Source organism: Bacillus sp. M5A3_1b, assembly GCF_053345335.1.
This window is the reverse complement of record NZ_JBKEZY010000001.1, coordinates 749316-768710: the sequence shown is the minus strand read 5'-3', so window position 1 is coordinate 768710 and position 19395 is coordinate 749316. Positions and strand designations below refer to the sequence as shown.

Annotated in this window: 21 protein-coding genes and 2 tRNA genes; 20 read left to right on the top strand and 3 right to left on the bottom strand. The window is 36.6% G+C overall.

Translation table 11 applies throughout. From position 1 onward, the window contains the following. Positions 1-26: 26 nt before the first annotated feature. On the bottom strand, positions 27-992 hold the full coding sequence (locus tag ACLBWW_RS04055; RefSeq protein ID WP_048541288.1) for a DMT family transporter: 966 nt from the start codon (positions 990-992) through the stop codon (positions 27-29). A 100-nt stretch (positions 993-1092) separates the two neighbouring features. Here ACLBWW_RS04055 and ACLBWW_RS04050 point away from each other — a divergent pair, with 100 nt between their 5' ends. After that, the gene (locus tag ACLBWW_RS04050) at positions 1093-1665 is read left to right on the top strand and encodes a helix-turn-helix domain-containing protein (protein ID WP_048541290.1); all 573 of its coding nucleotides are present in this window, start codon (positions 1093-1095) and stop codon (positions 1663-1665) included. Between the two features lie 65 nt (positions 1666-1730). On the opposite strand, the gene ACLBWW_RS04045 is transcribed toward ACLBWW_RS04050, so the two are convergent. Next, positions 1731-1916: a PspC domain-containing protein gene (locus ACLBWW_RS04045; protein ID WP_000044335.1), complete on the bottom strand. Its 186-nt coding sequence runs from the start codon at positions 1914-1916 to the stop codon at positions 1731-1733. A gap of 329 nt (positions 1917-2245) precedes the next feature. On the opposite strand from ACLBWW_RS04045, the gene ACLBWW_RS04040 reads away from it, so the two are divergent. From ACLBWW_RS04040 to ACLBWW_RS03975, 14 genes are all read left to right on the top strand, one after another. Next, on the top strand, positions 2246-3487 hold the full coding sequence (locus tag ACLBWW_RS04040) for an amidohydrolase family protein (protein ID WP_048541292.1): 1242 nt from the start codon (positions 2246-2248) through the stop codon (positions 3485-3487). 98 nt (positions 3488-3585) lie between these two features. Next, complete coding sequence (locus tag ACLBWW_RS04035; RefSeq protein ID WP_048541294.1) at positions 3586-4881, top strand: purine/pyrimidine permease; 1296 nt, start codon at positions 3586-3588, stop codon at positions 4879-4881. 165 nt (positions 4882-5046) lie between these two features. Then, the gene (gene gerE / locus ACLBWW_RS04030; RefSeq protein WP_000659484.1) at positions 5047-5271 is read left to right on the top strand and encodes a spore germination transcription factor GerE; all 225 of its coding nucleotides are present in this window, start codon (positions 5047-5049) and stop codon (positions 5269-5271) included. A gap of 186 nt (positions 5272-5457) precedes the next feature. Beyond that, positions 5458-5745, top strand: a complete 288-nt coding sequence (locus tag ACLBWW_RS04025; protein ID WP_048541328.1) for a hypothetical protein — start codon at positions 5458-5460, stop codon at positions 5743-5745. 156 nt (positions 5746-5901) lie between these two features. Next, positions 5902-6564 (top strand): type 1 glutamine amidotransferase domain-containing protein, encoded by a 663-nt coding sequence (locus tag ACLBWW_RS04020; protein ID WP_048541330.1) that lies wholly within the window; start codon positions 5902-5904, stop codon positions 6562-6564. 291 nt (positions 6565-6855) lie between these two features. Further along, positions 6856-7665, top strand: a complete 810-nt coding sequence (racE, locus tag ACLBWW_RS04015; protein WP_000774001.1) for a glutamate racemase — start codon at positions 6856-6858, stop codon at positions 7663-7665. Between the two features lie 131 nt (positions 7666-7796). Then, on the top strand, positions 7797-8846 hold the full coding sequence (gene gerM, locus ACLBWW_RS04010; RefSeq protein ID WP_048541332.1) for a spore germination protein GerM: 1050 nt from the start codon (positions 7797-7799) through the stop codon (positions 8844-8846). A 128-nt stretch (positions 8847-8974) separates the two neighbouring features. Next, entirely contained in the window at positions 8975-9712 is a 738-nt protein-coding gene (gene rph / locus ACLBWW_RS04005; RefSeq protein WP_001261765.1) for a ribonuclease PH, read from the top strand. An 11-nt stretch (positions 9713-9723) separates the two neighbouring features. Continuing rightward, entirely contained in the window at positions 9724-10332 is a 609-nt protein-coding gene (locus ACLBWW_RS04000; RefSeq protein WP_048541335.1) for an XTP/dITP diphosphatase, read from the top strand. A 13-nt stretch (positions 10333-10345) separates the two neighbouring features. Beyond that, the gene (locus tag ACLBWW_RS03995; protein ID WP_000645521.1) at positions 10346-10849 is read left to right on the top strand and encodes a metallophosphoesterase; all 504 of its coding nucleotides are present in this window, start codon (positions 10346-10348) and stop codon (positions 10847-10849) included. 109 nt (positions 10850-10958) lie between these two features. Then, a tRNA-Gly gene (locus ACLBWW_RS03990) sits at positions 10959-11032 on the top strand. A gap of 1 nt (position 11033) precedes the next feature. Then, positions 11034-11107, top strand: a tRNA-Arg gene (locus ACLBWW_RS03985). A gap of 190 nt (positions 11108-11297) precedes the next feature. Continuing rightward, positions 11298-11480 (top strand): hypothetical protein, encoded by a 183-nt coding sequence (locus tag ACLBWW_RS03980; protein WP_088110404.1) that lies wholly within the window; start codon positions 11298-11300, stop codon positions 11478-11480. Between the two features lie 33 nt (positions 11481-11513). Further along, a complete protein-coding gene (locus tag ACLBWW_RS03975; protein ID WP_000124458.1) occupies positions 11514-11714 on the top strand; it encodes a hypothetical protein in 201 nt (66 codons plus the stop codon). A 94-nt stretch (positions 11715-11808) separates the two neighbouring features. Here the strand turns inward: ACLBWW_RS03975 and ACLBWW_RS03970 are convergent, their stop codons facing one another. Next, positions 11809-12423, bottom strand: a complete 615-nt coding sequence (locus ACLBWW_RS03970; protein WP_000473869.1) for a PH domain-containing protein — start codon at positions 12421-12423, stop codon at positions 11809-11811. A gap of 520 nt (positions 12424-12943) precedes the next feature. On the opposite strand from ACLBWW_RS03970, the gene ACLBWW_RS03965 reads away from it, so the two are divergent. The 5 genes from ACLBWW_RS03965 to lonB all read left to right on the top strand — a co-directional run bounded on the left by ACLBWW_RS03965 (position 12944) and on the right by lonB (position 19276). After that, positions 12944-13192, top strand: coding sequence for a hypothetical protein (locus ACLBWW_RS03965; protein WP_001983650.1), 249 nt, complete (start codon positions 12944-12946; stop codon positions 13190-13192). A 197-nt stretch (positions 13193-13389) separates the two neighbouring features. Beyond that, positions 13390-14388 carry a hypothetical protein gene (locus ACLBWW_RS03960; RefSeq protein ID WP_447613910.1) on the top strand — a complete coding sequence of 333 codons (999 nt, stop codon included), beginning with the start codon at positions 13390-13392 and terminating at the stop codon, positions 14386-14388. Between the two features lie 309 nt (positions 14389-14697). Then, a complete protein-coding gene (gene tig / locus ACLBWW_RS03955) occupies positions 14698-15975 on the top strand; it encodes a trigger factor (RefSeq protein ID WP_000729261.1) in 1278 nt (425 codons plus the stop codon). Between the two features lie 264 nt (positions 15976-16239). Continuing rightward, complete coding sequence (gene clpX, locus ACLBWW_RS03950; RefSeq protein ID WP_000472285.1) at positions 16240-17499, top strand: ATP-dependent protease ATP-binding subunit ClpX; 1260 nt, start codon at positions 16240-16242, stop codon at positions 17497-17499. A 106-nt stretch (positions 17500-17605) separates the two neighbouring features. Continuing rightward, complete coding sequence (gene lonB, locus ACLBWW_RS03945) at positions 17606-19276, top strand: ATP-dependent protease LonB (protein WP_447613909.1); 1671 nt, start codon at positions 17606-17608, stop codon at positions 19274-19276. The last annotated feature ends 119 nt before the right edge of the window (positions 19277-19395 follow it).

Sequence of the window (19395 nt, the reverse complement as noted above, 5' to 3'; positions counted from 1 at the left end):
TCTTTGTTAGAGAACTATACTCTTTTTTATGCAGTTTTTTTCTGCTTAACGACTGGAGCAGAACGGTTTAAAACGCTATTTGCAACCATTCCTAACATAATAATAATCATTCCTAGTAGGGAAAGACCACCCGGAAATGAACCATTCAAGAAAACAATTTCGCCAAGCACGGTAAAGACCATCGTTCCAGCTTGCGTTGCTTCAACAGCTCCAAGTAGAGAGAGGTTATCTTTGGCTAAGTCAGTAGCAAAGAAAAATGTCATCGTCGCAATCACGCCAGAACATAATGCTAACAAAAATCCTTGCAACATTTGGCTGGATGTTGGAATACCAGTAGTAGAAAATCCGTATATACCAAGTAAAATTGTTATAGGTAGACTTCCTATTGCCATTCCTAATACACGTTGGAACGTATCAAGACGTCCGCCAACAAGTTCCATCATTTTTCGGTTGCCGAATGGATATAAGAAGGCTGCTACTACGACAGGTAAAAAACCTGAAATGAACTGAGTCATTGTAATATGACCTGCTGCAGTCGCTTGCATACAAATTACACCAAGTAAAATAAATAATGCGACATATAAACTACGAAGTGGAATTTTTCCGCGTACAAGTTTTGTGCCTGATTTCGTTTCTAATTTAACGAAGAATAATGGTGATAAAAGTAAACCTGCTAATATAGTAACTTGCCAAGTTCCAGCAACGAGCCAAGCTGGAGAAAAGACAGCTGCGAAACTTAATAAAGAATAGAAACCAATACCAGCAACGGAACCCCATCCGATCCACGCTAATGGATGTTTCTTTAATTCTTCCCATAAACCCCTTAAGTTTTTGCGAAATAAAACGATAAGGAATAAAATAGGGAGAGCAAATAAAAAACGGAAGGAAGCTGTCCAGGCCCAGCTTGTTCCAGATACATTCATCGCTCGATTAATAATAAAGGTTGCGGAAAAAAAGGCTGATGATAAAAGGCCTAATAAAATTGCGCGCATGAAGTATAGCACTCCTTTCGGAATTTGATGATTATGTATAGTATAATATACTTAAAAATAATAAAAGTAAACTATTTTATACTTTAAGGTGGTTTTATAGATGAAAGAACATGAAGATATGCAAACGAAAGAAGTCATTCAGCAAGTAGGTCAGCTGTTAAGACAAATTCGAAATGAACAAAAATTAAGTTTAGAAGAATTAGCCCAAAAAACTGGGGTTAGTAAATTAACATTAGGAAAGATTGAAAGAGGCGAAACGAATCCGACGCTAGCTGTCATTTGGAAAATAACGAAAGGGTTATCGATTCCTTTATCGAGATTGATGGTTGTTGGAGAACCTGTAGCTGTGGCGCGCTGCGGAGAAGGATTTGCAGTAGATGTAGGACAAGCATGGCATTTAGAAACGATGTTCCGCTATACGAAAGAAACGGGGATGGAAATGCATCGTGCTTGTTTAAGATCGAATAGTATATATGAACCAGAAGCTCATCATGAAGGTGCTATTGAGCTTGTAACAGTAATGAAAGGGAAAGTATTGATTCAAGTAGAAAGCGATGTATACGAATTAAATGAGTTTGACTCTATTCAATTTGAAGCGAATAAAAAACATAGTTATAGAAATGAAGAAGATGAAGTAGCAGTATTACATTTAACGATGAAATATTCTTCATAAAAAAATCACCTATAGAATTCTATAGGCGATTTTTTATATTTAGATTAAGTATATGCAGGATGCCACTAGTAAGAGCGTGGCATAAGTAATAAACAAATAAAATAAACTAAAAACCCCGTCCCAAAACATAAAATAGCAATGACCCAAAGTATGCGAATGAGAGTAGAGCTAATATCAAAATATTCCCCTAAACCACCGCATATACCAAATAGCATTTTATCAGTTTCGGATTTACATAACCTTTTTGACATCTTCCAATCCACTCCTTTTTATCCCGCTTTAACGAGCAGTAAGAACTCCACCTAAAAATTCAGCGAAAGCAAAGAAGTTAGGTGGGGGTTAACTACCCGTAAAAGCCCGATTGGTTTAACTAATGATCAGTGGGGGGGATGCCCCCCACTGATCAAAGTTTCACTTTATAGCAAGCTATATACTTCTATTCTATATGGAAATTTATGAGAAGACTATGCCGTTGTATTACATTTTTTTTAGGGAACAGTCGTATTAATTGTCTTAATTTTCAGTTGATATTAAAATTATAGTAAGAGGTAACTTTTAATAAAGGGTGGGGGAAATAGAGATGACAGTATATTGGCTGACTAATGTAATGCTTGAATCGGGGTATACATATGAAGAGGGGAGAATTTCCCAAACAGAAACAGAGTTATGTAGTTTACTCATTGAAGATGGACGAATTAAAAAAATGATAGCAGGGGCTGTTCAAGAGGAAGGAGTATTAATTCTTGATGCTAATCGTTTATTGATTTTGCCAGCTTTCGAAGAGATGCATATTCATATTGATAAGACATATTATAGTGGCCCTTGGAAAGCTTGTATGCCAGCAGAGAATATTTTTACGCGTTTTAATGAAGAAGAAAAAATTCTGCCGAAGCAATTAGCAACTGCTCAAGATAGGGCGGAAAATATGTTAGCGTTATTGCTTCGAAATGGTGCAACGAATATAAGAACGCATTGTAATGTTGATCCGATTATTGGACTTGGTAATTTGGAGGCGACGTTAGCGGCGTTGGAAACGTATAAAAATCAGGTTTCTGGTAGAATTGTTGCTTTTCCGCAACATGGATTATTGCGTAGTAATTCTGTACAACTTGTGAAAGATGCGATGCGTATGGGTGCGCATCTAGTCGGTGGAGTGGATCCAGCTACAGTGGATAATGATATTGAAAAATCATTACATACCATTATGGATATCGCAGTAGAATTTAATGCGGATGTTGATATTCATCTGCATGATGCGAATAATCTTGGGACGTTTACGATGAAGCGATTGGCAAGTTTAACAGAAGAAGCGGGATGGCAAGGTCGCGTAACAATTAGTCATGCACTTGGACTTGGTGGTGTTACGGATAAAGAAGTTGAAGAAGTGGCGGAAAGACTAGCTGCTTTAAATATTGATATTACTTCAACGGTGCCAATTGGGAAACAAGTAATCCCAATTCCGTTATTAGATAAAAAAGGTGTGAAAGTTTCATTAGGAAATGATAGTATTACTGATCATTGGTCACCGTTTGGCACAGGTGATATGCTGCAAAAGGCAAATCGATTAGCGGAACGTTTTGGCTGGAGTGACGAAAGGTCTTTAGGAAAAGCCCTTCGCTTTATTACGGGAGGAAAAGAAACGTTAAACAATGAAGGGAAGCGAGCATGGCCGAATATAGGAGATGAAGCGAGTTTTGTTTTGACGAATGCAACATGTACTGCTGAAGCGGTAGCGCGTCAAACAGAGAAACGTTTAGTCGTGCATAAAGGGAATATTGTTGTTGGAAGTTTAAATGAGGTGGAATTAAATAATCTTGTGTAAAAGAATCGTGTAAATGTTTTGAGGAGGGTTCTAATTGTGAGTGTAGAACCCTTCTTTGTTATGCTTGCAATATATTTCTTATAGGGAAGCTAGAAAGGATGAAAAATTTGGACAATCAACATAACCAAAATCATATTATGGGAACTTTGCAATGGTTTATATTTTTATTAGCGAATTCAATCGCACTACCAATTGTCGTTGGCGGATTATTTCATCTTACAACGGAAGAAATATTTTATTTAATGCAGCGTACGTTTTTTGTAGTTGGTATATCTTCTTTTTTACAAGGGTGGCTTGGACATAGACTACCAATTGCGGATGGACCAGCTGGATCGTGGGTTGGAGTATTTACCGTACTTGCTTATGCAACGGCCGGGCAAGATCAATTACATAGTACGTTGCAAACTTTAGAATTAGGAATGATAATTTCCGGTGTTATTTTAATAGGATTAGGAGTCACTGGTTTTATCGGACGTATTTTATTTTTATTCACGCCGCTTGTGACAGGGACGTTTTTACTTTTATTATGTTTACAATTAAGCGGTGTATTTCTAAAAGGAATGCTAGGAATTACTGCTACTGTTTCTCAAATCGATGGATTTACAGCGATAATTGCGTTTAGCATATTTCTTTTCGTTATTATACTATCTAACTTCGGAAAAGGTTTTGTCAAAAGTTATGCGGTTTTAATAGGATTAATTAGTGGGTGGATTCTTTTTCTCATTGCAGGAAAAATGACGATTCCATCTCAAGTAACTCATTTTGTGCAACTTCCGCAAATATTTGCTTGGGGACTTCCAAAGTGGAATACAGGTATGGCTGTATCCAGTTTTGTTATGGTATGTATTTTAGTTTCAAATACAGTGGCAGCTATTATAGCAATTAATCAAGCTACCATTCAAAAGGGGACTATTGAACAAAAACAGTTGAAGGGTGGTACGTGGGTTGGAGGGATTTCGCATATCATTTCTTCTGTATTTTCAACTGTAGGTGTCGTGCCGTTACCAGCAACGGCAGGATTTATACGTTTAACGAAACAAAAATATATACGATCGTTCTTACTAGCATGTTTGTTACTAGTCGTAATGTCGTTGCTTCCAAATATTATTCGTTACTTAGCATCGTTACCACCCGCTGTCGCATCTGCGGTTTTAATGGCTTCGTTCGTACAGTTAATTGGAATTGGGTTTCATAATATAAAACAAGTGCCAATGAGCGAAAGGAATGTAACGGTTTTAGGAGTTTCTGTATTATTTGGAAGCGGTGTTATGTTTTTACCGTCTGGAGCACTCCAATCACTGCCGTCTGTTATGCAATATATATTCGGAAATGGTTTGTTCGTAGGTACAGTTGTCAGCATATTACTAGAACAAATATGGCGTAATGAAAAGTGAGTGGATACAAAGAGTGTCTGCACTGTATAAAAGTCTAAAATAACATGTGAAATAAAGCCTATTTTCATTCACCACCCGCACATTTCGTTCATACAATATCTTGACTAAATAAACACCCAACTTACACATACACGGCTCTGGCTTAAGCAAGGAGGTTTATACCAGTTGAAGGAAAAAGCGTATCAATCTAAACCGTTACTCACAAAGAGAGAGAGAGAAGTATTTGAATTACTGGTTCAAGATAAAACAACGAAGGAAATTGCAGGTGAACTTTTTATCAGTGAAAAAACAGTACGCAACCACATCTCAAACGCAATGCAAAAGCTAGGAGTTAAAGGACGTTCACAAGCAGTTGTTGAGCTTCTTCGCATGGGAGAGCTCGAACTATAAAAAGAAAGCCGACTTTTATATGAAGAGTCGGCTATTTTTCTGTTTATATTTTGAACTTAAAAAGGTATTTCAGACTTTGAAAAGGAAGATATGTTTAAGAAAGAAACGTTAAGAATAACTACTTTAGAACATGATGAGGCATTCAGGGTAGGTATCTTTGTCATTCACAAATAAGAAGGTGCAAATATGAAGTTGTATTTTAAGGATATGGAGATAGGTGAAATTAAAGATGTTTTTGGAGACATGCCATGGATGTATGGAACAATTCGTCTATATGAAAATAGTAAACCGTTCCAAAAATATTTTCGTGAGATGGTAGACGAAGATAGTGGATTTGATTTTGAAAGCATAGATCCTGAATTTTTATATGAAGGAAATTGGTCTGTTTTTGATGAGGATAATCAGCGGTATTTAGGGATTGATATACCTGCTATTCATATGGAGGATAACACGATTGCGTGGCGTTGGAGATAAAAGTTATAAGGTTGTGAAAATCTTCGTACGAAAGAATTCAAACGATAACAACAAGTTGACTTTTATACAAAAGGTCAGCTTGTTGTTATCGTTTTTTTCGCTTGCTATATGAATGATAAGAACACTCCATACATAAATAGGTAGTAAGGAGGGGATATGTTGAAAAGGATATTGTTAGTTTCAACAAGCGCTCATGATATGAATGGACACCCGACTGGTTTGTGGCTGGAAGAGCTCGCAGCTCCTTATAATGTATTTAAAAAAGCTAAGTTCGATGTTGATATTGTGTCGATAAAGGGCGGTAAAGTACCTATTGATAGAGTGTCTATTCCGAACGGGATACCTCGTGAATTTAAGTATGTCGCTTCTTTATTGCAAAATACGAAGCCGATCTCGACGGTTCATTTTTCGGATTATGATGCGGTTTTATTTGGTGGTGGGCACGGGGCAATTGTAGATTTTCCAGGTAATCCATATGTTGCAAATTTGATTGAGAATATGTACAACAATAACCGGATTGTAGCGGCTGTTTGTCACGGAGTAAGTTCTTTAGTCGGTGTGAAAAATAAAGATGGCTCGTTTTTTGTTGCTGGTAAGCGTATAACAGGTTATACAAACGATGAGGAAAAAGCTGTGCATTTAGAAAAGCGAGTGCCGTTTTTATTAGAAAGTAAATTGAAAGAAGAAGGAGCTTTGTTTTATGTTGCTCCAAATTTCACACCGCATGTAGTAGTAGATGGGCGTTTAATTACAGGGCAAAACCCGCAGTCTAGTATGGAAATAGGGAAAGCTATAAGAAGAGCTGTAAATAAATTATAGAAAAGGTGCTCGCTTTAATTTCTGCTCATCTCTTCTTATTAATAGGAATGTCTTCTTTCCAAAAAAAGATGGAGCAATAAATACGCACTTTATTATAGAAGAAACCGACTTTCATATAGAAGGTCGGTTATTTTTCTGTGTTGCAAATTATGAAAAAAAGGAGCAAAATAAAAAAGGTCCTAGTCTATACAGGTACAAATGAAAATTTTCATACAGAAGCAGTTTAAGTTAGCGAACTTAAAGTGTGTAAAATATAATGATAAAATAAGATGATGAATGAGAAAACGGGTGATGAAGTTGAATAGAGCAATCGGTGTTATCGATTCAGGAGTTGGCGGTTTAACAGTAGCGAAGGAATTAATTCGTCAGTTGCCGAAAGAGCGTATTATATATTTAGGGGATACGGCACGTTGCCCTTATGGTCCACGTTCTCGAGAAGAAGTGCGTCAATTTACGTGGGAAATGACGGAGCATTTACTAGATTTAAATATCAAAATGTTAGTTATTGCGTGTAATACAGCAACTGCGGTTGTATTAGAAGAGATGCAGAAACAATTACCAATTCCAGTGGTAGGAGTTATTCACCCAGGATCACGTACAGCTTTAAAAGTGACAAACACGTATCATGTTGGGATTATTGGAACGATTGGAACGGTGAAAAGTGGTGCATACGAAGAAGCGCTAAAGTCTATTAATAACCGTGTTATGGTAGAAAGTTTAGCGTGTCCGCCTTTCGTTGAGCTTGTAGAGAGTGGGAATTTTGAAAGTGAAATGGCGTATGAAGTTGTACGAGAAACGTTGCAACCGCTGAAAAATACTGATATTGATACACTTATTTTAGGTTGTACACATTATCCAATTTTAGGTCCTGTTATTAAAAAAGTAATGGGAGATAAAGTACAACTCATTAGTTCAGGTGATGAAACAGCGCGCGAAGTAAGTACAATTTTATACCATAGTAAAATGTTGAATGAGGGAGAGGAACAAAGTGATCATCTCTTCTTAACGACAGGAAAAATAGGCCTATTTAAAGAAATTGCATCAAAATGGTTCGGTCAACCGATTGAAAATGTAAAACATATTTATTTAGAAAAAGAATAATAGTAGAATTCGTATAAGTGAGCTCCTGAGAAATCAGGAGTTTTTTTGTTTATAGGAAGCACAGCTTGTTCTAAAAAGTGAAACAGCTCGTATACATAATAGTACAAACTTAGATTTTAGGGGGGAATGGCATGCCTAAATCCACTTTTAAATGGGTTGTTGGTGCTACTGTGAGCGCTGTTTTACTAACAGGGTGTGGCTTTATAAATCAGGAGAAAGCAACGGAACAAATTGATCCGCCAAAACAAGTTACGTATACAGAGGGTGGAAAGAAAGAAGTATCTAAGAAAGTTAAGCAAGGGCAAATGGTGAATAGAGAACTATACCTTGTTGATAAAAATGGCTATGTTGTACCTCAAACGCTAGCTATACCTACTCCGAAAGCAAATGAGGTTATTCAGCAAACGTTAGAGTACCTTGTGAAAGATGGACCGGTAACGAATGTATTACCGAATGGGTTCCGTGCAGTCATTCCAGCGAATACGTCGATGACCCTAAATTTGAAAAAAGATGGGACGGCAGTCATTGATTTCTCTAAAGAAATGAAAAACTATGCAAAAGAGGAAGAGCGTCAGATGGTTGAGTCAATAGCCTGGACGTTGACGCAATTTAAAGAAATAAAACAAGTGCAGTTCCAAATAAATGGTGAGAAATTGGCAAAGATGCCTGTTGGTGGTACACCGATTGGTGAAGGGGTGAGCCGTGCTAACGGTATCAACTTCGATGATGAACAAGTAGCGGATGTAACAAATACAAAACCGGTTACACTTTATTTTATGGCACAAAATAATAATAAGCAGCAATACTACGTACCAGTAACACGCCGCGTTGTAGAAGGAAAAGAAAATGATTATGCAGCAATTATAGATGAACTTGTAAAAGGACCGATTCATCAATCGCTTCTGAATGATTTTAATCCAGGAGTTAAGTTGATTACGAATCCGAAGTTACAAGATGGAAATCTTACATTAAACTTTAATGAAAATATATTTATAAACCCAGATAAAAATATGGTTTCAAATTACGTATTGAAGTCGTTAGTTTTATCTTTAACAGAAAAGAAAGGCGTGAAAAGTGTTTCTATTGAAGTAAATGGTAAAGCGAATCTTATAGATGAAAAGGGCGGAAAGTTAATAAAACCTGTCGATCGTCCAGAAAACGTGAATACAGGTAGTTTTTAATCTTCAATAATTTGATATACTTAAGTAAGAAAGGGGAATTGCTTTTTGGGTTCCTCTTCTTTTATTGTATACATATCATACATTTAAATTTGGCTATACTAACAAGTAGTTATGAGGAGGTTATTTTTATGCGAGTAGATGGTAGAGAGAAAACAGAATTACGCCATATACATATTCATACGAATTATTTAAAACATCCAGAGGGATCAGTATTAATTGAGGTTGGGGATACAAAGGTAATTTGCTCGGCGACAATTGAAGAGCGTGTCCCACCGTTTATGCGTGGAGAAGGAAAGGGCTGGGTAACAGCTGAATATGCGATGATTCCACGTGCAACAGAACAACGTACAATTAGGGAATCAAGTAAAGGGAAAGTAACAGGACGTACAATGGAAATCCAGCGCTTAATTGGACGAGCATTACGTGCGGTAGTTGACTTAGAAGCACTTGGTGAGAGAACGGTTTGGATTGATTGTGATGTTATTCAAGCGGATGGTGGAACGAGAACTGCTTCTATTACAGGTGCATATGTAGCAATGGTATTAGCATTTGAGAAGTTATTACAAGCAGAAAAAGTATCTAAAATTCCAGTAAAAGATTATTTAGCAGCAACGTCAGTAGGAATTGTTGAAGAGCAAGGTGTTGTTTTAGATTTAAACTACGCAGAAGATTCTAAAGCAGACGTTGATATGAACGTAATTATGACTGGAAAAGGTCAGTTTGTTGAAGTGCAAGGAACTGGAGAAGAGGCGACGTTTAGCAGAGCGCAGTTAAATGAATTACTTGATGCTGCGGAACAAGGTATCTTCCAACTAATCGACATGCAAAAAGAAGCGCTAGGTGACATCGTATCTCATATAGAGTAGAGGTGGAAAGTATGAAACAAGTTGTTGTAGCGACAAAAAATATGGGGAAAGTACGTGAATTTGCTGAGTTATTTGAGCGATTTGATTTAGAAGTCAAATCATTGCACGATTTTCCTTATATTGAAGAAGTCGAAGAAACTGGTGAAACATTTGAAGAAAATGCAATCTTAAAAGCGGATAGTCTGAGTAGACAGCTGAATGCGATCGTAATCGCGGATGATTCAGGTCTTATTGTAGATGCTTTAAATGGAAAACCGGGCGTGTATTCAGCTCGTTTTGCTGGAGAGCCGAAAGATGATCAAGCGAATATTGATAAAGTGTTACAAGAATTAAATGAAATAGCGTTTGAAAAGCGTAAAGCTCGTTTCTACTGTGCATTAGCAGTGGCTTTCCCTGAAGGTGATAAAAAGCCTGTCATTGTAAACGGGACGTGCGAAGGGTATATTTTAGAGCAGCGCCGTGGGGAAAACGGCTTTGGATATGATCCGATTTTTTATGTGGAAGAATATAAAAGAGCGATGGCGGAACTAAGTTCAGATGAGAAAAATGCCATTAGCCACCGTGGACGTGCTCTTCGTAAGCTAGAAGAAAAAATCCCTGAATGGTTTTTAGGAGAATAAGGGAGAGAGATTGATGAAAGCTTTAATCGTAAGCGATAGTCATAGCTCCGTGAAGGAATTACAGCAGTTGAAAGAAAACTATGAAGGAAAAGTAGATGTCATGATTCATTGCGGTGATTCAGAGCTAACGCCTGCTCATGAAGAGCTGCAAGGTTTCCATGTTGTAAAAGGGAACTGTGATTATGCTAACTTTCAAGATGAAATTGTAACTGATGTAGATGGCATTCGTTTCGTAGTTGTGCACGGACATCGTCATAACGTGAAAATGACATTACAAACATTAGCGTACCATGCGGAAGAGGTAGGGGCGCAAGTTGCATGCTTCGGACACTCTCACGTATTAGGTGCAGAATTAATCGATGGCGTTTTATTTATTAATCCAGGCAGTATTTTATTGCCACGTCAGCGTGTAGAAAAGACATTTGCTTTATTAGAAATGGATGAAAATCAAATGGAAGTTCGTTTTGAAACATTAGACGGACAACTAGTTGAACAAGCAGTTTTTAAAAGAGGATAAGAAAAATTATCCTCTTTTAAAAAAGGTGTTGACTTTATGTATGGTTATGCATATAATAAATATTGTCGATAGGGCAACAGCGCTAACGAAGGAAAATAAAATAAAATATGCGGGTGTAGTTTAGTGGTAAAACAAGAGCCTTCCAAGCTCTGGTCGAGAGTTCGATTCTCTTCACCCGCTCCATGTCCCAGTAGCTCAGCCGGATAGAGCATACGCCTTCTAAGCGTACGGTCGGGAGTTCGAATCTCTCCTGGGACGCTAAAAAAACCTTGTTATCTTTTGATAACAAGGTTTTTTGTTTGTTTAAAAATTGATGTATGTGCAAGAGGTGTAAAAAATATAAAGTAACATATGATAATTATTATATACAACAGATTAAAGTGCATTAAGAAAGAGCGCTATTTATGCGCCCTATTTCTCTTGTTTAATTTAAAGAATCAATAGGCTTATGAGGAAACTTCATATCTATATTATCCCAATTGTTCACTTAGAATGTTATAAAACTTTTTACCATTCTAGTACGATTAAGCAGCCGTTATCGGAACTTATCCCCGACAGTGTGTTACAATTAATAGAAGCGGAAAACGAGAATCTCCAATTGACTGGACGTGTGATTGGTTGGACAGTTTAAGAAGGTTGTATAAAAAAGGGAGATGGCGCAAAGATGGCGAGATCAAATGAGAATGATTTAACGGAGAAATTGGCAGAAGGTCACCGGAAATATGGTGATGGCAACTTTACAGTACAGAACATCGGTGATGAAACTAACCCAGATTGGACTGTCGTAAAAAATGTGAGGAAGGGATCGGCAGGCATTCGTGAAGGAGAAGATATATTAAGACTGCGATCAAAATATATAAAATAGTACGGAAATGAGCGGGCCGAGAGTTCGAACCTCTCTTGGGACGCTAAGAAAACCTTGTTATCTTTTGATAACAAGGTTTTTTGTTTGTTTTAAATTAATTATTAATAAACTTCTCAAAGACAAAACCATAATCTTTCACGTTATATTGTTTCTTCGTATCAACGAGCCAGTTAAAGGCGATCTCGTTCATTTCTTTAAATTGTTCTGCTAAATTTACTTGTGCGTTTGAAATACGGCTGAAAGCGTTAGATGCCATATCTAGACTTTTATGTGCATACTGCAATGTAATATCGTTGTCGTATGAAATTTCTTCTATTTTAAGTAAAGCCTTATATAAATCTTTTAATTCTTCAATATGTTTTTTATGAACATCAATTGAATAATGCTCATCTCCCATCTGGAACTTAATTTCTACGTCTAAATCAATCGTTCCTGCAGTTTCAAGTGCTACGTTTTTAATTTGATACTTACTATAACTAAAGCGGCGTAGTGTACGTTTTTTACTTGTTGCGCTTGTACCATCTAGGTGGATTAATCCTTTGTTTGTGAAACAATATTCATCTGATTTTGATTTGATTAGAAAATAAATTTTCTCCCCATCTTCATGCATCACGTAATCATCAGCATCAACTTTATCGTAATCTTTCGGTGTAATGACAGAACCTACATCGCTTAGCCCTAATACATCTGCAGCCATTTTTTTAAACATACATAATCCCCCTTGTAAAATAAATTCTTAATTGTATAAAAATATATTAACATGATTTTCATCGGTTGTTTTCTTGTAATACGAAAATATATGAAGGTAAGTTAAGAAAAGTAACGAATAATTATTTCAACCCTAAGTTATTTAGTAAATCTATCAGTTTAAGAGTGGATTCTCCGAAAAATAATCAAGAGAAAAAAGTTAATTTTGCAAGTAATTATAGAGAAATTCCGTGAAAACCTCTCAAGTAATATGAGGTTTTTTTCTATCCATTTTGAAATCTTACAATTCTGTAAGGTAACTGTAAGGAAGTTCGATGGTAACAAATTGCTAATCCTCTATAATGAAGGTAACAACGATAAAACGAGGAGGAAGAAATGATGAAAGGGTTAATCGTAACGGGTTTAACAGTTGCTTTTGGATTTGTAGCATATGAGAAATTAACGTATGTAGTTGATGTTGTAAAACATTTAATCGCTTAGTAAAAAAACTGCCATGAGAGGGAAAGGGAATGAGTGAATGAATGGAATGGTTATTTGGAATTATAGGTACTTGTAGTGTAGTGTTATTGTTCTTTGTCCCGAGCGGTATACTTAGTTCGACAACGAGTTTGTTCTTCTTAAGTTTGTTTGCTTGTACGATGCTTATTATTATGTTTTTAATGAAGCGAAGTAAACCAATCTTCTATTTTAGCATGATTGTTATGGCAATTATTGTTCTCCAAATTATTACCCTTGTTATATACCCCACTATTATAAAAGCTTTCCATTAATGATGAATCCTCTGCTTTAATTGCTGAGGATTTTTATTTGTACATTTTTAATTTTTAGTAAGGATTTGTTTATATCGAAATATAAAAATTAAATATTTCCATATTTCAAACAAAGGGTTTTGGGATGTTGTGTTCTTATTACTCATTTGATATATTTACTTTAAAGATAATTAAAATCTAGAAAAAGAGGCGGACGTATGGATAAAAAAGAAAATACGGTCGTATTGTTTCCACAACTATCAGAGCGATATATTGATGAAGGTTTTTTAGCACTGAAAGAGCGGAAATTCGAAGATGCATTGCGCTGCTTTGAAATATTACGTCAGTATAATGCAGAAACGGAACAAACGGAACTCGCTTCTGTTATTTGTTTGTTAGAATTAAAACATATGGAAGAAGCGAAAGACAAATGTGAACAGTTACTTGAAACAGGAGCTGTATTATTTGGTGATATTCTTGAAACATATGTGACGATTTTAGTTCAAACAAATGATTATGAAGGTGTCATTGAAATCGTTGAAAAGGTTTTGCAAACGAAAGATGTAATGCCTGAGCAAAAGGAAAAATTAGCACAGCTCGCTTTATTTGCAGAAGGTATGTTAAGTGAAGTAGATGCGTCACTAGTCGATTCGAATTTTGAATTGGATGAGTTTACTAATGAAATGTTTGGAGAAAACTTTGGGCAAAAGCTAAGAGCGATTCAGCAACTTTCGTTAAAAGACTTGGATCTTGCATTACCTATTTTAAAGAAATTTTTAATAGACGAAAAACAGCACCCTTATTTGAAAACTTCTATTTTATATAAAATGATAGAAAATCAAATAGAAGAAGAGATAGAGGTAGAAAAGTTTGGAAATACGATCAAGGTGATTCCAGCATTTACAGGTCATAATGAGGAGCAATCCAATAACATTATACATACATTATCAAGCCGATTAGAGCAAAATTATCCCGATATATTTGATGCGATGGTTACATATTGGAAAGAATTGCGAATTAGCGTTTTCCCATTCGCTCTATTAATGGATAAAGTGGAGATTTGGGCTGCTGTTTTAGAGAGAATTGGAAGAAAGCGTTTCGGATTGACTATTGATGAAGAAGAGCTTATGACAGCGTATAATATTGAATTAGAAGAGTTTCATATTGCCTATCAATGGTTATTACGTGTTGAAAGAGAAGGATATTTGCCCGTATAATTATGAAAAAGAATCGTTCGGTTCTTGAAACGAGCATATTCTATGTTATAATGTAAGGGTTGCAAAAGGCAGAAATCTGCCTGTTTGTAAGAGAAGAGAAGTGTAATTCTCTTACTTAATATGTTTCATATTATTCTCGAACAAAATATACCGTAGTTGTCTTTTAGGCAATTAGTAGATTGGAACATTATATCTGAAAGCTTTTGCTAGAGGATTATTTGTACTTTTGTTATTTCAAAAAAGAGATAATGAAGATTTTAATCTATAGAGGTATGTGCATACATTATTATAGTTGGAGGGAAAGAATAAATGGCTGCAAAATGGGAAAAATTAGAAGGTAACGTAGGCGTTTTAACAATCGAAGTTGATGCTAAAGAAGTAAACAACTCTATCGACGCTGCGTTCAAAAAAGTAGTACAAACAATTAACGTACCAGGTTTCCGTAAAGGGAAAATGCCTCGTCCGTTATTCGAACAACGCTTTGGTATCGAATCTTTATACCAAGATGCTTTAGATATCATCTTACCAAAAGCATACGGTGAAGCGATCGATGAAGCTGGTATCTTCCCAGTTGATCATCCTGAAATCAACATCGAGAAGTTCGAAAAAAATGCTAACCTTATCTTCACTGCAAAAGTTACAGTGAAACCTGAAGTTAAATTAGGTGAGTACAAAGGTTTAGCAGTAGAAAAAGTTGAAACAACTGTAACTGACGAAGATGTAGAGAACGAATTAAAATCTTTACAAGAGCGTCAAGCTGAACTAGTTGTTAAAGAAGAAGGAACTGTTGAAAACGGTGATACAGCTGTAATCGACTTCGAAGGTTTCGTTGATGGCGAAGCATTTGAAGGCGGAAAAGGCGAAAACTATTCTCTTGCAATCGGTTCTGGTACTTTCATCCCTGGTTTCGAAGAGCAAGTAATTGGTCTTAAATCTGGTGATTCTAAAGAAGTTGAAGTATCATTCCCAGAAGAGTACCACGCTGCTGAATTAGCTGGTAAACCAGCTACATTCAAAGTAACAATTCACGAAATCAAAACAAAAGAACTTCCTGAGTTAAACGACGAGTTCGCTAAAGAAGCTGACGAAGAAGTTGCAACTCTTGATGAATTAAAAACAAAACTTCGTACAAACTTAGAAGAAGGCAAAAAGCACGAAGCTGAGCACAAAGTACGTGACGAAGTAGTAGAATTAGCTGCTGCTAACGCTGAAATCGAGATTCCAGAAGCTATGATCGACACTGAGTTAGATCGTATGGTTCGTGAATTCGAGCAACGTTTAAGCCAACAAGGTATGAACCTTGAGCTTTACTACCAATTCACAGGTACTGACGCTGACAAGTTAAAAGAGCAAATGAAAGAAGACGCTCAAAAACGCGTAAGAATCAATCTTGTTCTTGAAGCTATCATTGAAGCTGAAAACATCGAAGTTACTGAAGAAGAAGTAACTGCAGAAGTTGAAAAAATGGCTGAAATGTACGGTATGCCAGTAGACGCTATCAAGCAAGCTCTTGGAAGCGTAGACGCTTTATCTGAAGACCTTAAAGTGCGTAAAGCTGTAGACTTCTTAGTAGACAACGCTGCATAATAAAATAACAAGGCGCGATTTTAATCGTGCCTTGTTTTATAAATATAGAAATATATTTATAAAACTTTTCGATGAAGAAGGAAAACTTCCTTTACAAGTCGAATATACATATTTCAAAAGTTTTAAAATTTTTTTATTTGTACATAACTAGTCATATTATTTGTATTTCTCGCCACGTAGTGACATAATATGTATTTACATACGATACATTTATCGTGTACATACGAAGGCAAGAGGTTAGCACTTTGTAAGGGGTGTGAAAATATGTTTAAATTTAATGATGAAAAAGGTCAATTAAAATGTTCTTTCTGTGGTAAAACACAAACGCAAGTTCGAAAGTTAGTTGCAGGTCCAGGTGTTTACATTTGTGACGAGTGTATCGAACTTTGTACTGAAATTGTACAAGAGGAGCTTGCGAAGGACGAAGAAGTAGAATTCAAAGATGTACCGAAACCGGTAGAAATTCGTGAAATCTTAGATGAGTATGTCATCGGACAAGATAACGCGAAAAAAGCACTAGCGGTAGCGGTATATAACCATTACAAACGCATTAATTCTAACAGTAAAATTGATGATGTAGAATTAGCGAAGAGTAATATTTCACTTATTGGGCCAACTGGTAGTGGTAAAACATTATTGGCACAAACATTAGCGCGTATTTTAAATGTTCCATTTGCAATCGCGGACGCAACATCTTTAACAGAAGCTGGTTATGTAGGGGAAGATGTAGAAAACATCTTACTAAAATTAATCCAAGCAGCTGATTATGATGTAGAGAAAGCGGAAAAAGGAATCATTTATATTGATGAGATTGATAAAGTGGCACGTAAGTCCGAAAATCCATCAATTACACGTGATGTATCTGGTGAAGGTGTACAGCAGGCACTTCTGAAAATTTTAGAAGGTACTGTAGCGAGCGTTCCACCTCAAGGTGGTCGTAAGCATCCGCATCAAGAGTTCATTCAAATTGATACAACGAACATCCTATTCATTTGTGGTGGAGCGTTTGATGGCATTGAGCCAATTATTAAACGTCGCCTTGGTGAGAAAGTAATTGGATTTGGTGCTGAGAAGAAAAATGCTGATGTAAATGAGAAGCATGTTTTATCTCACGTTTTACCAGAGGATCTTTTAAGATTCGGTTTAATTCCGGAGTTTATCGGTCGTCTTCCAGTTATTGCGAACCTAGAGCCGCTTGATGAAGATGCTCTTGTAGATATTTTAACGAAACCGAAAAATGCACTTGTTAAGCAATTCCAAAAATTATTGGAGCTTGACGATGTTGAGTTAGAGTTTGAAGAAGGTGCACTAGTTGAGATTGCGAAAAAAGCAATTGAACGTAAAACAGGTGCTCGTGGACTTCGTTCTATTATTGAAGGCTTAATGCTTGATGTAATGTTCGAACTTCCATCTCGCAAAGATATCGAGAAGTGTATTCTGACGAAAGAAACAGTAGCTGATAATGAACCACCGAAATTGGTGTTACAAGATGGTACTGTACTTGATACAAAAACATCTGCATAGTGCGAAGAAGAAACAGCAATTTTTATAATTGCTGTTTTTCTTTATGTTTAGCTATGTTCCTCCGCGGAAATACTAAATGATAAAACATTGCGGGAGGAAATAAATTATGAGCTGGACAAATATATTTTTACTTGTTCAACTTGTTTTTGGTGTAATTGTCGGATTGTATTTTTGGCATTTACTTCGAAATCAGCGAACACAAAAAGTTTCAATTGATCGAGAATCGAAAAAAGAATTAGAACAGCTTCGTAAAATGCGTGAGATTTCTTTAACAGAGCCGCTTGCGGAGAAGGTACGTCCTACATCCTTTTTAGATATTGTAGGGCAAGAGGACGGGATTAAGTCGTTAAAAGCGGCTCTTTGTGGTCCAAATCCGCAACATGTAATTATATATGGTCCGCCAGGTGTCGGGAAGACAGCGGCAGCACGTCTTGTATTGGAAGAAGCGAAACGCAATCCGAAATCTCCATTTCGTACGAATGCAACATTTATCGAACTTGATGCGACGACAGCAAGATTTGATGAACGTGGTATTGCAGACCCATTAATTGGTTCAGTCCATGATCCGATTTATCAAGGGGCAGGTGCAATGGGGCAAGCGGGTATCCCACAGCCGAAAAAAGGGGCTGTAACAGATGCGCATGGTGGTATTTTGTTCATTGATGAGATTGGTGAATTACATCCAATTCAAATGAACAAAATGTTAAAGGTGCTAGAAGATCGGAAAGTATTTTTGGAAAGTGCGTACTATAGTGAAGAAAATTCTATGATTCCAACGTATATACATGATATTTTTCAAAAAGGTTTGCCAGCCGATTTTCGCTTAGTTGGGGCGACGACACGTTCGCCAGAGGAGATTCCTCCTGCTATTCGGTCACGCTGTTTAGAAGTGTTTTTCCGTGAGTTAGATACAGAAGAGATTCAAAAAGTAGCGAAGAATGCAGCTGATAAAGTGGAAATGCGAATAGGTAAAAATGGTGTTGAAATGATTGGGATGTATGCAAGAAATGGACGAGAAGCGATTAACCTTGTACAAATTTCTACTGGTATGGCAATAAATGAAGAACGTTCTTTCATTAAAGATGAGGATATAGAGTGGGTTGTTCACTCTAGTCAACTTACACCGAAATATGAAAAACGTATTTATCCTATTCCGAGAATCGGTCTTGTAAATGGACTTGCTGTATACGGACCAAATACAGGCGCGTTATTAGAAATTGAAGTAACAGCAATCAAGGCGAAAGATAAAGGGTCGGTAAATGTTACCGGGATTGTGGAAGAGGAAAGTATTGGTAGTCAAACGAAATCCATTCGCCGTAAAAGTATGGCGAAAGGTTCTGTAGATAATGTATTAACAGTACTTCGTTCTCTAGATGTGTTGCCAGAAGGTTACGATATACATATTAATTTTCCAGGTGGTATCCCAATTGATGGGCCTTCGGCAGGTATTGCTATGGCAACAGGTGTATATTCAGCGGTGCATCGTACGTATGTGAATAATGAAGTAGCGATGACCGGTGAGATAAGTATACACGGGGAAGTGAAACCTATTGGTGGTGTGTACGCAAAAATAAAAGCCGCGAAAAAAGCAGGTGCTAAGAAAGTCATCATTCCTGCTGAAAACATGCAACCGTTTTTGTATACAATAAAAGGAATTGAAATCATTCCTGTTCGTAAGTTAAAAGAAGTATTTGAGCTAACATTTATGCAGGAAAATATGCATCGAGACCTTGATATACATACTACTGTAGACGAAACAGATGCACAATCAATGTGAGAATGAGCGATAATAAAATTTGCCAGACTTCGTTTAAGTTTGTATGCTTAAGCGGAGTCTTTTTTCCTTTTTAAAAGGGAGAAAAAACGAGGGATTTACAATTGCGGAAAATCTCTGCA